General features: G+C 36.7%; 12 protein-coding genes. 6 read left to right on the top strand and 6 right to left on the bottom strand.

Going from position 1 to position 14,461, the window contains the following annotated elements; translation table 11 throughout:
* Positions 1-15: 15 nt before the first annotated feature.
* The gene (locus A8B35_RS05515; protein WP_075602374.1) at positions 16-1,491 is read right to left on the bottom strand and encodes a T9SS type A sorting domain-containing protein; all 1,476 of its coding nucleotides are present in this window, start codon (positions 1,489-1,491) and stop codon (positions 16-18) included.
* A gap of 733 nt (positions 1,492-2,224) precedes the next feature.
* On the opposite strand from A8B35_RS05515, the gene A8B35_RS05510 reads away from it, so the two are divergent.
* From A8B35_RS05510 to A8B35_RS05490, 5 genes are all read left to right on the top strand, one after another.
* Positions 2,225-3,931 (top strand): sulfatase-like hydrolase/transferase, encoded by a 1,707-nt coding sequence (locus A8B35_RS05510; RefSeq protein WP_075602373.1) that lies wholly within the window; start codon positions 2,225-2,227, stop codon positions 3,929-3,931.
* 199 nt (positions 3,932-4,130) lie between these two features.
* Positions 4,131-4,883: a hypothetical protein gene (locus A8B35_RS05505; protein WP_075602372.1), complete on the top strand. Its 753-nt coding sequence runs from the start codon at positions 4,131-4,133 to the stop codon at positions 4,881-4,883.
* 48 nt (positions 4,884-4,931) lie between these two features.
* Positions 4,932-5,774 carry a hypothetical protein gene (locus A8B35_RS05500; RefSeq protein ID WP_075602371.1) on the top strand — a complete coding sequence of 281 codons (843 nt, stop codon included), beginning with the start codon at positions 4,932-4,934 and terminating at the stop codon, positions 5,772-5,774.
* A 112-nt stretch (positions 5,775-5,886) separates the two neighbouring features.
* Entirely contained in the window at positions 5,887-7,005 is a 1,119-nt protein-coding gene (locus tag A8B35_RS05495; RefSeq protein ID WP_171973161.1) for an ABC transporter substrate-binding protein, read from the top strand.
* A 24-nt stretch (positions 7,006-7,029) separates the two neighbouring features.
* Entirely contained in the window at positions 7,030-7,893 is an 864-nt protein-coding gene (locus A8B35_RS05490) for a tyrosine-protein phosphatase (RefSeq protein WP_075602370.1), read from the top strand.
* 596 nt (positions 7,894-8,489) lie between these two features.
* Here the strand turns inward: A8B35_RS05490 and A8B35_RS05485 are convergent.
* The 3 genes from A8B35_RS05485 to A8B35_RS05475 form a co-directional block, all read right to left on the bottom strand.
* Complete coding sequence (locus A8B35_RS05485) at positions 8,490-9,209, bottom strand: DUF6261 family protein (protein ID WP_075602369.1); 720 nt, start codon at positions 9,207-9,209, stop codon at positions 8,490-8,492.
* Between the two features lie 625 nt (positions 9,210-9,834).
* On the bottom strand, positions 9,835-10,380 hold the full coding sequence (locus tag A8B35_RS05480) for a hypothetical protein (protein WP_075602368.1): 546 nt from the start codon (positions 10,378-10,380) through the stop codon (positions 9,835-9,837).
* A 103-nt stretch (positions 10,381-10,483) separates the two neighbouring features.
* Entirely contained in the window at positions 10,484-11,344 is an 861-nt protein-coding gene (locus tag A8B35_RS05475; RefSeq protein ID WP_075602367.1) for a hypothetical protein, read from the bottom strand.
* A 360-nt stretch (positions 11,345-11,704) separates the two neighbouring features.
* Between A8B35_RS05475 and A8B35_RS05470 the strand changes: the two genes are divergently transcribed.
* The gene (locus A8B35_RS05470; protein WP_075602366.1) at positions 11,705-11,986 is read left to right on the top strand and encodes a DUF427 domain-containing protein; all 282 of its coding nucleotides are present in this window, start codon (positions 11,705-11,707) and stop codon (positions 11,984-11,986) included.
* Positions 11,987-12,087: 101 nt separating this feature from the next.
* Here A8B35_RS05470 and egtD read toward each other — a convergent pair whose 3' ends face one another.
* Complete coding sequence (gene egtD, locus A8B35_RS05465) at positions 12,088-13,035, bottom strand: L-histidine N(alpha)-methyltransferase (protein ID WP_075602365.1); 948 nt, start codon at positions 13,033-13,035, stop codon at positions 12,088-12,090.
* Positions 13,028-14,329 carry a rhodanese-like domain-containing protein gene (locus A8B35_RS05460; RefSeq protein WP_075602364.1) on the bottom strand — a complete coding sequence of 434 codons (1,302 nt, stop codon included), beginning with the start codon at positions 14,327-14,329 and terminating at the stop codon, positions 13,028-13,030. The genes egtD and A8B35_RS05460 overlap by 8 nt, the downstream gene beginning before the upstream one ends.
* Positions 14,330-14,461 lie beyond the last annotated feature (132 nt).

Below are 14,461 nucleotides of genomic sequence, written 5' to 3'. Positions count from 1 at the left end.
CGCTAAAAACTAAAACTACTTAACCACCAACTTCTGTATTTTTAGTCCAGTTGCCTGAATAAAATACAAACCCTTTTCTAATTCGCTAATATCCTCAACATAATCCGTATTAGTAGGAATACTCATACTACGAATGATTCGTCCATGAGAATCGAATAATTTTATAATACAATCCTGATCCTCGCTCGGTACATTAATTGTAATTTGATTGGATGCAGGATTAGGAAACAGCTTTAAAGCTTTCTGTTCTTCTTTTTGTTCTATTTCACCCGTTACCATACTCGCATTTTTTAAACCCCATGTAACTGCAAATTTTTCCCAATCTCCAGCGGTGCTCCTATTACACATCATTGCCTTTGTTCCATTTTCTGAACTTACGTATAAACCATTATTACCTTTTATGGCATAAACCTGATTTCCTAAATGTTCAACCGTAAATTTTTCCCAATCTCCTATAGTAGAACGACTACAGGTCATTGATTGCAATCCATCTTCTGATGATAAATATTTCCCATTACTTCCTTTAAAGGCAGTTTTGTTGTCTGAGGTAGTAATCCATTCAAATTTTTCCCAGTCACCAACCGATGTTCTATTACAGTTTACTGCTTTTAATCCATCTTCTGATGATACATATTTATTCATATTCTTTAGGGAAACCTTTTGATTAGATGTTCCATTATCAACGGTTCCACCTCTATGAACACGAACCCAATCAATCTGAAAAGTAGGCAAATTTTGTCCTTTTTGAGCAGCATTGGCTGGCACAGGATGATCCGGTTGTTCAGGATCAGCATTTACAGTGTGCGGACTACTAGATAGAAGTAACTGCATCGGAACATCTTCAAGAGCTGCATCTCCTGGTTGATCAGAAGAGAAATATTTTACCCCATCATAATAAAAAGATACCTCGGTTGGAGTCCAAAGCATTCCCCAAACATGCCAATTAAAACAATCCCGGTTTTGTGTATTTGCATAAGATACAGTTGCATGAGATTTTCCATTAATTTGAGCTTTTGCTCTATAATGGTGCGAAGTTGTAGCATGATTATTATAGTACTTAGATGCAAAACCACTGTACTCCATTAAATCAAATTCGGTTGCTGAAGGTGCTGGTCCTCCATTACGCCAATTACCGCCCCATATCCACCAAGTTGGCCAGATAGATCCCTGATTCCAACCGTTAACACGGATTCGTGCTTCGTAATATCCATACTTATTATTGCCTGAGAATTTAGTATTTGAGCCAACCCAACCACCTTTAATTTCACCATTAGAGGTATACGTATTCTTTATAGTTAACACACCTCCTCCAACGGTTAAATGATCGGTAACGAAAACGCCATTAGTTCTAGGTGTCCAAATACTTGTATTTAACGACGAACCACTAAATTCATCGGCAAATACATTTGTCCAACCACTTCCTGGTGGTTGAGCTGTTGAAATCATGCTAAAAGCAATGAAAATAACAATGAGTAGATTTTTAATTTTCATGATTAAATATTTAAAAGTTAACAACTATAAATATATATCACGATGCAGAGAAATAAAACCCTAAACCACTACACTACAGTGAGATAAAATAAAACACATCCAATAAACAGACCAATTAACGTTAAATAATAAGGCATCTTCAATCTTTAATTAAAGATGCCATAAAGGTTTAACGTGTTAATTATTAGAACAACTTAGAAAACTGGTATAAAACCTACCAATTACATTTTATTTAAAATAACCAATAAATTAATGGTATTATCACCCCTACATTATTAAGACACTTTGGTCTTTTTCACCAATAAAAGATCAATTTTCATCAATACTTAATCGTTTTTTTAATCATTCTTAAATAAACTTCTATTACCCTCTTAAAGTTAACTCAACTCTCATTCCTAAAATTGAATGGTAATAATCTTTCGCAAACTGCAAGTGTATTTCTACAAACCAATTTTTGTTGCTGCAAACTACAGAACTTCATAAATGGCACATTGATTTCATCAATACAAGCAACAATATACCACACTACTAATCAACCGATACCACTGACAAGCACTTAAATATCCGTATCTGTAGTTTACTGTCTTACTTAAAATAAAATCTCCTTGTATGTTTATTTTTTGGAGATTAATAATGAACAAAGATTGCACTTATTAGTTTATAGTGCGATAACTGTTTGGATATATATCCATGCAGAAAACAAACAAAACTATAAACTTAAACAGTTTTAATCATGAGAATGAAAAACAGTAAATTATTATTGCTCATTGTAGCAATAGTTTTTGCAGGAATAAACCTAAAAGCTCAAGAAATTATTCACGATGCGGAATATTACATTCTTGAAGCTCAGCATGGAGACCAATGGGCTAGCGAAGATTCAGAATTACAAAAGAAGCTTGCCAAGCTCAGAAAAAAGTACGGTACTCCACCAAACATTATTCATATTATGTGGGACGATATGCCAGTTGGAGAGATTGGTATTCCAGCACTGCAAAAAAACAGAGGATTTGAAACTCCTGTGATGAATAAAATTGCAGAAGAAGGCATCTTAATGACTAGGATGATTACTGAACCATCATGTACACCTTCTCGTGCGGCAGCAATTACAGGAAGACATGCCGTGAGAAGTAGCATGACTAACGTAGCCTTCCCTTATGAGTATGGAGGTATTGCTGCTGAAGAGGAGTTCATGTCAGAAGTATTATCCAAAGCAGGTTATGCAACAGCCTTTTATGGAAAAGCCCACTTAGGTGATGTGGAATCTAGTTATTTAACAAACCAAGGTTTTGATGAAGCTTTCTGGACTCCTTACAATCAAGTACCTAGTTTATATGTTCGCAGAGGACAACAAGCTGCACTATATCCAACAAGTATGTACCCGGACATGTACCCAGAAGACAAATACTCCTTAGATGACCAATGGATTCCTAAAGGATTTGTTTGGGCCTTGGAAGGTAAAAAAGGTGGTCCTGTAAGTGAATGGGGAAACACAGAAAGTGATGACGACTATTATAAAATTGATCCTGAATGTGTAAAACGTGCCAAGGCTTTTATGGCGCAGAGTAAAGAACAAGATAAACCTTTTTATATTGCCTATTGGCCAATGATGCAGTCTTTCTTAGGCAACCAACCAGGCACGCCTAACAATACAACTAGTGGAGCTCTTCCGCAAGAAGGCTACGTAAAAGTTGATGGTTATGTAGGTGAAATAATGGCTGAATTAAAAAAGTTAGGCTTAGAGGAAAATACCCTAGTAGTGCTAATGGCTGATAATGGTCCGATGACTCACAACGGTCCGCAAGGAATGATTGAGCATATCTACCGAGGTGGTAAAGGTGACTTTACAGAAGGAGCCGTTCGTGTACCTGCTATTATTAAATGGGAAGGTGTGATAGACGAAGGACAAGTAGTTGGGGATATGTTCCATATAACTGACTTGTATACCACTTTTGCTAATATAGCTGACGCCAAGCAATATATCCCAACGGACAGAATTATAGATGGATTAGATCAAACTTCTTTATTATTGAATGGTGATGGTTTTGGCAGACGTGATTATGCCTTTATCTATACAGGTCCTATTCTTGCAGCTACCGTTAAAGGTCGCTTTAAGCGCCATTGGATTGGTGAGTTACCAGGATTAAGTGGTGCTGCATTTTACGATCTATACAACGACCCGCGCGAAGTAAACGGAAAAATGCTACCTGGTTTTACAACCAAAGGGATGTTTACCGAGATGAAGTTAAGACACGAACTTTGGACTTTAAAATATCCAAACCGCGCACAATCTAGGGACTTTCCTTTTAAAGGGATAGAAAATGCATCGCCTAATGTTAAAGATGCCTCACAGCCAAGGATAAATCCTGATGACTTACCGTTTGATCCTCGTGAATTTATAAAAGCCATTCCTGAATGGGAAGATACAGAAAGGCTCTGGTAAACTAATTATATCAATACAAGGGAGAGCAAGCGCTCTCCTTTTTATATTAGCTTAATTTTTACAACAACACTTCATATATGTCGGAATGGATTAATGGATAGGCCATTGCGGATAAAACCCCGACACAATAATAAAGATATTTGTTACAATTAACACTACAGGGAAAACCAATAGGCTTTCCTTCTTAAATTATAAAATTATGCTAGTTGCTATCTTTTCTTTAATTGCGGCCCTATTATTTGGAGGGAACGAAATGGATTATTACATGGTAAGTTCCTTAGAAAAAGGAATGAATAAATGTATCGTTGATAAAAACGAAAAACAGGAAATAAAACAAGTTTTAAAAACCAGTAAGAGCGAAACAAAATCATTCTACAAAGCTCAAAAGCAGAATACCAAAGAGCTTAAGAAACTATTGCTTAGTAACAAAACCACTACTAAAGAATTTTACACCTTTGAAGAGAAAAAGATTGATGAATTATCAGCCTATCAAAACAAAGTATTTGAAACACGCATCACTTGCCTAAAGTATATTACTGAACAAGAGTGGAACTGCATTATTGAAACTGCAGAAAAGCATACCTTAAAAGACATCCAAAAGAAATCAAAGTCAACAAAAGAAGATCCTTTTAAAAAGGTAAAGTTGGTTATTGAAAAGGAAGTTGCTTCGGAAATAAACCAAAAACACTTGTTGAAATCTGTTGATAAGCTAGAGAATAGCTACCAAGAACTTTTAGAAGCTTTGCAAAAAAGAAATGAGATTGACCAAGCGGTAATTAGTCAATACGATTCAACCATAGATGATTTTAAAGTTATTGCCACTGAGATAAATTCATTACGCAGCGATGCCTTTGATCAATTGGTTCAATTTCATCACGATGCCAGTCCACTAACAAGTGCAGAACAATGGCAATCTATTGCAAAACAATTAAACAAAGTAATAATGAACTAGAAAAACCAACCCACCCTAACTGATGAATAAACTCCTCAACAATCTATCATGAAATACATTCTAATTATACTAACTATAGTTTTTTGCACAATAGCAGTGCCTCTTTATGCGCAGTCGGAAGAAGATGTTGACCTTGATAAAATAAATAGGGCGCTCGATAATCCGCTTTCACGATATTGGTCCTTGGTTTTCCAAGAGAACCTAACTATTAAAACAGGTAATTCTCTTGAAAGTAATAAGGTAGCTAATACATTCTTTTTTCAACCGGCATTACCTGTTCCAATATCAAAATCAACCATGTTTACGGCCAGGCCTGTATTCCCCTTAGTGAGCAATCCTAGTTTTACCGAAACAAACGAAATTAGCAATACGGTAACCGGTTTGGGAGACATTCAGTTAATGACTTTATTTGGTCCGGATAAGAAATCAGCCTTTGTGTGGGGAGCGGGTTTAACCTTTATCTTCCCAAGTGCTACCTCTGAGTTTTTAGGTCAAGGAAAATATCAAATGGGGCCTTCGCTAATGCTTATTAACATGACAAAAAAATGGACACTTGGATTAGTTGGTCAGCATTGGGAATCGTATGCCGGCGATAAATCCCGACAAGAGGTTTCTCAAACAGATATACAATACTTGATACGAAGAAATATAGAAGGTAAAGCCATGTCTATTGGTGTAGGACCAACTGTAAGTGTGAATTGGAATGCACCGAGTAACGAACGTTTGGTTTTTCCCATTGGTCTTGGAATTGTAAAAATGGTGAAAGTATCCGGAAGACCCGTTAAAATTAAATTAGAACCTCAATACAACATCATACGCCCTGAAAGTTATGCAACCAGTTGGACCTTCCGATTACAAATAACACCCGTTATTGGCAGTCCTTTTATTTAAGCAATTGTTTCCTCTATGTCTATTCGGGATATGGATGCGTCTTATCAGATTAAAAACTCCTACAAAACAAGTGCACCTTTGTACTATACAAACACTTACAAAACATTACGTCATGAAACTATTTAATAAATTAACATTCGCAGTACTTTTTACTCTAATTACATCCTTGCTGTTTACAGGGTGTCAAAATGCAGAAAGCGACAACAAAAATAATGTAGCTAACGAGAAGTTACAATTAAAAGTAGCTGGCTACGACTTAGACAGATTAGAAGGAATCTTTAAAGGCAAAGTGCCTATCGAAGGCTGCGAAATAGAATTTCAGAAATTAGGAATTGGTGATGCCAATACGGCTGCCTTTAGTGGTGCAGGCACTTACGACATTACAGAAATAGGACTACACCCTTTTATGTTAGCCTATGCCAATAACGACTTTAGAGATTACACCTTAATTCCTGTATTTCCCATCAGGGCATTTCGCCATAAAAGCATTTTTATACATACCGATAGTGGTATAAACACTCCTGAAGATTTAAAAGGAAAGCGCATAGGAACGCCGGGTTATTCTTCATCCTCACTTACGTGGATAAGAGGTGTATTGAAAGATGAGTATGGCGTAGATCCTGAAGATATTACTTGGGTATTATCCAACGAAGATTCATCGGCCGAAGCTGTCGGAAAAATTTCAGCCGAAGAACAAGTGGTTCCTGAAGGCATCAATGCTGTTTATGGCACTGCGGGTAAAGATGAGTCGGAACTTTTATTAAGCGGAGAGGTAGATGCCCTGTTTCATGCAGCAGAACCTAAATCGTATATAGAAGGTAACCCTAAGGTAAAACGTCTTTTTGATGATGCTCGAAGCACTGAAAGAGCCTATTACTCAGAAACAGGTATTTTTCCGATAATGCATGTAATTGCCATTAAAACGGAGCTTGTTGAAGAAAACCCTTGGTTAGCAAAAGCAGTATTTGAGGCTTATTCTAAATCAAAAAGTATGCACTACGCCAAGTTAGATAAAATTGGTTGGGCCTATTCATCGCTACCTTGGTTTGCACAAGAATACGAAGAAACAAAGAAACTAATGGGCGATAACTTTTGGCCTTACGGGATAGAAGCCAATCGCAAAACATTAGAAACACTTTTCAGATACTCATATGAGCAAGGCTTGGCCAGCAAGCATTTAACTATTGAAGAGTTATTCTGCACAGAAAGCCTAGAATTATCAGAAGAATAAACAACTACTAGAACATTATAACTTATGAAAACACTACATATTATTAGCCTCATTTTGCTTTCTACTTTTTTACTGCAGTGCAAACCAAAAAGTAACGATCACTTTAAGAGAAGCATTGCACTGCATGGACAAAGTAACTTTAGAGATATTGGCAACTATACAAACGAGGATGGCAAAATGATGAAATCAGGTTTGGTTTATCGTTCTGGTGCGCTCTCAAAGTTAGATTCTACCGATATAATTCAGCTTGAAGAGCTCAATATAAAAACAGTTGTAAGTTTTTTAACCCCTGGGGAGATTGCTAAATATGGGATGGACAAATTACCCAATGGGGTTAATTACTATAACTATCCCATCACTGGCAATAACAATGAAGCACAAACCGTATTGAAGGCAAGGATGGATGGTGATTTCTCGAAGGTGCCGATTTCATTTAACTACGATATTCACCAACTTCTTATTGAGGTTGGGCAATCGGCTTACCTAAATTTATTTAAGCTATTGGCTGATGAAGATAACTACCCCATCGTTTTTCATTGCTCGCATGGTGTGCACCGAACCGGAACGGCAGCTGCACTTGTTCATGCAACTGTAGGAATTCCCTGGGAAACCATTACTGAGGACTACCTTTTATCGAACCAATGCAGAAAAGAGGAAGTATCTAAAAGAATTAACGAGTTATCTAAATTGGCTAAGAATAATCCTTACGTATTTAATATGAAGGAAAACAAAGAGAATATAACGGCTTTTTATAAGCTGAAAAAAGAATATCTCGAAGGCTGTGCCACAGCTATACAACAAGATTACGGCAATACTAATAATTACCTTCAACACATTGGACTTACTGAAAACGAAATATCAAACATCAAAAGTATATTACTACAATAAAATATACGGTGATATGCGATCTCAAGGCGAGCTGTAAAAACGTTTATAACTTATCACTTAACATTTATCACTCATTCCTTATGCAGGCTCTCCAAATACAGCCTCGGCCTCTTTTTAAATGGCTGCTGTTTTAATAAGCCTTTTAGTAAGACCAAGAAGTTAGGAGCTTGGCTCCTAAATCACTTGGCCGCACTTAAAGCTTATTAAATAAGGCAGACGTTTAAAAAGCAGCCGACGGTCTTTTTGTCTACTTTTGGGGCTGTAGAAAAAAGTAGAAGCCTTGCGGCTTGAGCATTTTTTATCTATCAATTAATAATGTGCTTTACAAGGTGCCTTGAGATTCCTTCGTACCTCGGAATGACGAGGCGCTTAATTTGAATAATTCGAACGCGAAGGGATTCGCGCACGAGCGCTTAAAAATTACAACGCACATACAATATCACGTCTTCGCGAGGAACGACGCGATCTCAAGGCGAGCTGTAAAACAGTTTATAACTTATCACTTAACATTTATAACTCTAAACAATTATAACTTAAAATAGCCAGCTCCCCCGAGCTGGCTATTTTATTTATCCCCTTTGTTGTTTTGGTATTACTTAGGCCACTACTTCCTCAGTACTCACACGCTGCTTCACCACATTATCGGCATCGTTAATTTTAGTAGCCACCTTTAGGCAAAGCTCAGTATATTCAGCCTCTTCCATCACCTGATTAATGCGCAGGTAGGGAATAAACTTAGTATTAAGTACAGTTACCAACTCTCTTTTTAACTGTGTGGCATTGGCGTTTTTCTCCACACTAACAACAGCTTCTTTAAAACTCTGCTGTTCGGCAACAAACTCATCATTCTGCGTTTCAAAAGCAGTTAACAAGCCCGCAACGGGTGGTAATAAAGCCAAACTATCGCTTAATTCGGGCTTTTTCATATCGGCTATAAACGATTGCCCCAATACCGATTGGGCCGAGTAGCCTCTCTCTATAAGATCGTAACCATAATTGCCAATAATTTTATCAAGGTCCTGAGCCGCCTTAACTACAGCCGCATCGGGATACAATAAATACGCCGATACCAAGCGCAATATCGATTTATAGGTAGCATCGCGCTTATCGTCTAACTCCTCTAAAGTAGACGATTTTTTATCTCTGCTTATGGCGCCTACCAATGCAGGCAAAAGCCCATTTGTTTCATCTACTATGCGGCTAAACTTTAAGTCGCTAATAAGTAAAGCTTCATCAACATCAAGCAATATTGCCTGACAAAGACCCGCTAATTCGGAATTACGCATGTAATTCACAACCTTCTGAATTTTTTTCATGTACATTTTTTTTAATATGAATAGATATGGGGATTTTTAAGTTTGTGCTAGTTTAAGCAAAAGTTCACCAACTAAAAGGAAAGCTCGTGTACAAAGGTAAATTGGCTGCCTGCAAACTGGGGAACACATTTACATACAAAAATTCGAATTCCGTTGCGCCGGTGAAGGCGTACTAGTTTGTAAATTGACCACCTGTAGAAATTTGGACACATGCTAGAACTAGCAAAGCACTTTCTTTTGCCGGGGGAACACGTGCTCGAAAAAATATTGACTTCCTCTGGCTGGGTGAGCACGTGCTAGAACTAGCAAAGCTAAGTATTACAAATAACCGAGCCGCTATAATTGATAGTGCCTACACTTTTAAAATAATTGGAGTTTACTGATACCGAAAAAGGATTGTTGTTAGGTTTTGGCATAGTGCCCGCATGCAAAACAGGGCAACTTGGGGTAAGTGGGTTGTTTGTTATCATTACTTAAGGTTAAAAATTAGGATAGCTAATATAACTAATTAGGGCGTACTAGCAAACATAAAAAACTAGACTAGAGCTTATTTAGGTTTGTTTTAAATAATGCAACGAGGTTGAAGTACTTACGTTTTTCTATAAATAGTTAGCAATTGGATTTTTTATAATCTTATTTCTTTTCCATTATCATTCAGCACCCTCACAGTCTTACCATTACTCTTTAGTTCTGCAATTAATCTCCTTATAAGTCCTAAATAGCTATGTTCAATCCGAATATTATATGTTACTGTCAACCCTTTAAACTTGAACGATAGTTTATTGTCGTCCCCTGTATCAAACAATATCATAGAAATAGTTCTTGATCTTTGTGCATAACCATCATACATCAATGAAATTTGAGATATTTCTGAAATTGGGTATTCAGTCTTATGTCCGTTTAAATAATATACAAATCCATATTTATTCATTCTTAATGTTCCTTTTGGAGAAGTTGATTTAGGAATGAAAAAACCAATAATAACAAATGCCATTAATACTCCAATAAACAACTTCCCAATAATATTATTTTCATCTTTAATTACTAGAAAAGAAAGAATAGAAACAATAGAAAATGTTACAAATACAATGTTATAGATAATTAAGGGAGATGTTTTTTTCAATTTAATTACAGGTAATTCTATGTCAGTTCCCATTTTTATTAATGTCATTATTTTTAGTGCGATTGTAGCTTTTCATTCTAACAGCATGAAAAGCTTTGGCGAAACTGGTTTCGCCATAAAACTTTCATAATTATCTGCGCTCCCACATTGTTTATTCCAATTTGTTGGGGTGCGTTATTTTTATCATCATTATAGATAAGATCCATATAACATTTGCTACGATAAATGAAATCTTTATCCACCATAAACTATGCCCCATTCTACGACTATAATTCCCATCAATTTCTTCCAAAACGTAAACTTTCTTTTTATTACTTATTAAGGATTTATTAATCTTTCCTCTATCTGAATATGATAAGTCTTCTAAAAATTGAGTATTAAACTCGAAATCATTGTAATAAGTTTTGATTGAGTCAATATAATTGTTAATAAGTTTTCTCTCTTTTATTTTATCATCAAATACCCTATTGGAAAATGTTTGTGTAAATCTTTTAGAAATAGATATTCCATTATATTCTTGATTGACTTTATCTACAATTGGGCATGTAAAAGAAACTTGTACGCTTATCTCACTACCATATCTACCTAATGAATGTTCGCTGATTTCCACTTTTGTTTTTTCTTTCAGTTGAATGGTGTTATTAAGACTGTAGTATCTCGTATCATCACTAATATGAATGTCATTTATATTATCAAGGGTTGTTAATTCACTATACTTTTCTTCGATGTGAAACTGCAGAAATAAAGCAATTCCTGCAAGCAATACCATTTCAATACCCAAAAGAGGTCTTCTACCGGATCTATCAAGATCTATCAATTTTAATTTTCTATCAAATCCAAGCCACATAAATAGTCCAGCAGTAATAAAGGGAGCCCAAGATAATACAATAGTATAGCTAGGTATTTGCTTTAATACAACTATACAATAATAATATACAAAAGCATAAAATAATGAATGTAGGCTAGTTCCAATAATAAATGGGATTATAAATTTTGATATTTTGTACTTCATGTATTTAATAAGGTTAAGATCAGTTTTTATAACTGTTAGCAGCTGTATTGCTAATGCTCCCTAGCACCAAAATAAAACGCACGAATGGCGTTTGTTCACATTGTATGGCGCCTTCAAATTTAACAAAATAATGGAACTAATTTCTAGTAGGTATTTATTCGTTATACAGCATGCATTTTTAAAGCATACAAAGCCCTCATACTCAACGAAGCGTCTCGTCTCGTTGTTGCAATAAGGTCTCTGTACAAACTCTTTTTTATATAAAGACATTAAAAAGGGGTATTCATTATTAAACACAAAACCTTTCCCCACCCACAACGTTCTTCTTAACACAGTTGTAATCAATTAAATATTGAAAATATGAAAACTGCAAAATGGAATGGTGTTGTGTTGGCACAAAGCGAAACAACAGTAGTAATAGAGGGTAACGATTATTTTCCGATGGAAGCTATCAATCAAGAATACTTTAAAGAGTCGGAAACAACCTCGCACTGCCCGTGGAAAGGCGAGGCCAATTATTACAGCATTGAAGTGGATGGCAAGGTGAATAAGGATGCTGCGTGGTATTACAAAACCCCTAGCAAATTGGCCGAGAGCATTAAAGATCATGTGGCTTTTTGGAATGGCGTAACGGTGGAGTAGATTTTAATATTAGACAAAAGACAATAGTATAAAGACATAAGACACACAATGCGCTTTTGTAATCTTTATACTTATGTCTTTATTCTTAATACTAGAATTTCCTAAACCCTATTCAACACATAATTGGCAAAGTAGCCTTTATTGTCGGTGATTTTTGATTGTATTTCAAAGTCGGTTTTCTCCAGAATAGTATTTATAATTTCGTCGTTATACTTGCGCGATACTTCTGTTTGTATTTGTTCCCCTTCTTTCAGCTCGTAGAAATTACCATTGCCATTAATCCTTACTTTTTGGTCTTTCCTACTTTTTAGGTAGCTACGGGCATAACCATCCTCCTCAGAATATGAAGGTATATGCTCAAACTCATTCAAGTTAAAATCGCCGTGTAACTCTTCGTTAATTCTACGCAGTAAATTTAAATTAAAGTCTCTTGTAACGCCCTGAGAATCGTTATAGGCAGGTAACACCACCGAGGCGGGTTTAATTAAATCTACGCCCAATAAAAGCTTATCTCCTTTGGATAAGTTACTGCCCAATGCACTCAAAAACCCAATGGCCTCCTCATCTTCCATATTGCCAATACTTGAACCCAGAAATAGCACCACTTTTGGGTGCGAAGTTGCTTTTAAGGAATCTAAAATCTTAAAGTAATCGCCTTGCTGCTTTTTAATGGATAAAGAGGGCAATGCACCTTTTAACTTATCGGCTATCAACTCAAGCGCATTCATAGAAATATCTATGGGCATATAGTCGAAACTAAAATTTTGCACCACCAGTGGCTTTAGTAACTCTAAGGTCTTTAGCCCATCGCCGGCACCCAATTCAATCAACTCAAAGTAAGAGGAAGGAGACAGTGCCAAGGCTTCAATTATTTGCGCCGTTTTAGTCTGAAAAATCTCCAATTCCGAACGGGTTAAGTAATACTCTGGCAAATGCATTATTTTAATAAATAACTCATCTCCTCGCTTATCGTAAAAGTATTTCGATGGAATTGTTTTCTTCGATTTACTTAAACCTTCTTCAACATCTTGTAAAAATTGCTTAGACATGAGCCACTAATTTAGGTTGACCCGTTTCGTAGGCATTCTCTTCGTCGTTACTCCACTCAAACCAACCGCCATCAAATACCGACACACGCGGCCAGCCCATTAACCAGGCATTAAAAAACGCCTCGCTACCGCGCCATCCGGTTCCGCAATAAAAGGCCAAATGTTTATCGGGCGTAACGGCCACCTCTTCCCAAATGGCTTCCACCTCTTGGCTTTCGCGTATGGTATGATCCACGTTTCGGTAGTTTTCCATGTGGTAGGCATCCGAACCACAGTTACCAAAAATAACACCCGGAATACGCCCTTTCTTTTCTATATAGTTATAGCCACTCACTGCGCCAATATATTCAGGCCAGCTGCGCACACAAACCAAGTCGGCATTATCCGACTTAATCATTTGCTTGGCCTCATCTATATCAACAATAATCTCGGGTTTCGCGGGTATGGTTAGTCCAAAGTCTGCCACTGGCATTTTAGGTACATCATCAGTACTTATTTCATGTCCGCCATCTTTCCACGATTGAAAACCGCCATTTAAAACGCGAACATCCTTCACTCCTGCGTAAATCATGATCATGGCATTACGGATGGCTCCAATATGCCCCGCAGCACTGCCTGGGAAGTCGTTATTATTATCAGGGTGCATATACTTTCCGTACAGAATTATCGTAGTATCTGATGTTATTCCATGCGCCTCCAATGCTTGCTTCAATTCGGCAGGCTCTCTCCTATTCCAGGTTTCGGGAGATTCAAGCGCTAGGGTATCCATATCTAATGCTCCAGGTATATGCCCCGATAAATAGGCATCTCTATTACGATAATGGGCATGCACAATCACATATTTCGAATTCTCGTATGTATCGGGTTTTTCCCCATCAATTAATTGCTGAACCCAATCAGAATAAACAAGGTTCTTATATCGCGCCAAATGCTCCATAGGAAGCGTTTCATCGGCACACCACTCTTCTACAAATTCATTATATATGCAAAGGTTATGGTAACCTGCTTTGTTAAACATGGTGGCAACACTAATAGCATCTTCAGCATCATAGCCATAAATAATAAGTTGCTGCTCGGGTTTTATTTCTTTCGATTGAACTACTTCTATCCAATCCATATAATTACACCACTTTATGGGTAAGGATTTCGCCCCTTGTATATGACCGCCACGTTCCTCTTTTCGGAACTTCCAGCCATTATAGGCATCGGTTGTACGTACATCAATAATTACTGTATCACTATTTTCCTTTAGCACTAGGAGCTCTTGAGTGGAGATTGTTTTGAATGAAACCATAGATTATTAAGTATTTAGAACTATTTATAAGAGTATTAAATATAGTCACTGTTTAGGCCAAATCAAATTGCTTGATGATATTATTATCTTAACACTAGCGATTTAGATTTTAAGTAAAAAAAAAATGCCGGG

Source organism: Saccharicrinis aurantiacus (assembly GCF_001660705.2).
GTDB classification, from domain to species: Bacteria; Bacteroidota; Bacteroidia; order Bacteroidales; family Marinilabiliaceae; genus Saccharicrinis; species Saccharicrinis aurantiacus.
The sequence above is the reverse complement of the archived record's forward strand: the minus strand, read 5'-3'. Positions and strand labels throughout refer to the sequence as shown.

Bases quoted from the DNA above. Each gene is read 5' to 3' on its own strand.
- A8B35_RS05515 (WP_075602374.1), bottom strand. From the start codon at position 1,491: ATGAAAATTAAAAATCTACTCATTGTTATTTTCATTGCTTTTAGCATG.
- A8B35_RS05510 (WP_075602373.1), top strand. From the start codon at position 2,225: ATGAGAATGAAAAACAGTAAATTATTATTGCTCATTGTAGCAATAGTT.
- A8B35_RS05505 (WP_075602372.1), top strand. From the start codon at position 4,131: ATGCTAGTTGCTATCTTTTCTTTAATTGCGGCCCTATTATTTGGAGGG.
- A8B35_RS05500 (WP_075602371.1), top strand. From the start codon at position 4,932: ATGAAATACATTCTAATTATACTAACTATAGTTTTTTGCACAATAGCA.
- A8B35_RS05495 (WP_171973161.1), top strand. From the start codon at position 5,887: ATGAAACTATTTAATAAATTAACATTCGCAGTACTTTTTACTCTAATT.
- A8B35_RS05490 (WP_075602370.1), top strand. From the start codon at position 7,030: ATGAAAACACTACATATTATTAGCCTCATTTTGCTTTCTACTTTTTTA.
- A8B35_RS05485 (WP_075602369.1), bottom strand. From the start codon at position 9,209: ATGAAAAAAATTCAGAAGGTTGTGAATTACATGCGTAATTCCGAATTA.
- A8B35_RS05480 (WP_075602368.1), bottom strand. From the start codon at position 10,380: ATGACATTAATAAAAATGGGAACTGACATAGAATTACCTGTAATTAAA.
- A8B35_RS05475 (WP_075602367.1), bottom strand. From the start codon at position 11,344: ATGAAGTACAAAATATCAAAATTTATAATCCCATTTATTATTGGAACT.
- A8B35_RS05470 (WP_075602366.1), top strand. From the start codon at position 11,705: ATGAAAACTGCAAAATGGAATGGTGTTGTGTTGGCACAAAGCGAAACA.
- egtD (WP_075602365.1), bottom strand. From the start codon at position 13,035: ATGTCTAAGCAATTTTTACAAGATGTTGAAGAAGGTTTAAGTAAATCG.
- A8B35_RS05460 (WP_075602364.1), bottom strand. From the start codon at position 14,329: ATGGTTTCATTCAAAACAATCTCCACTCAAGAGCTCCTAGTGCTAAAG.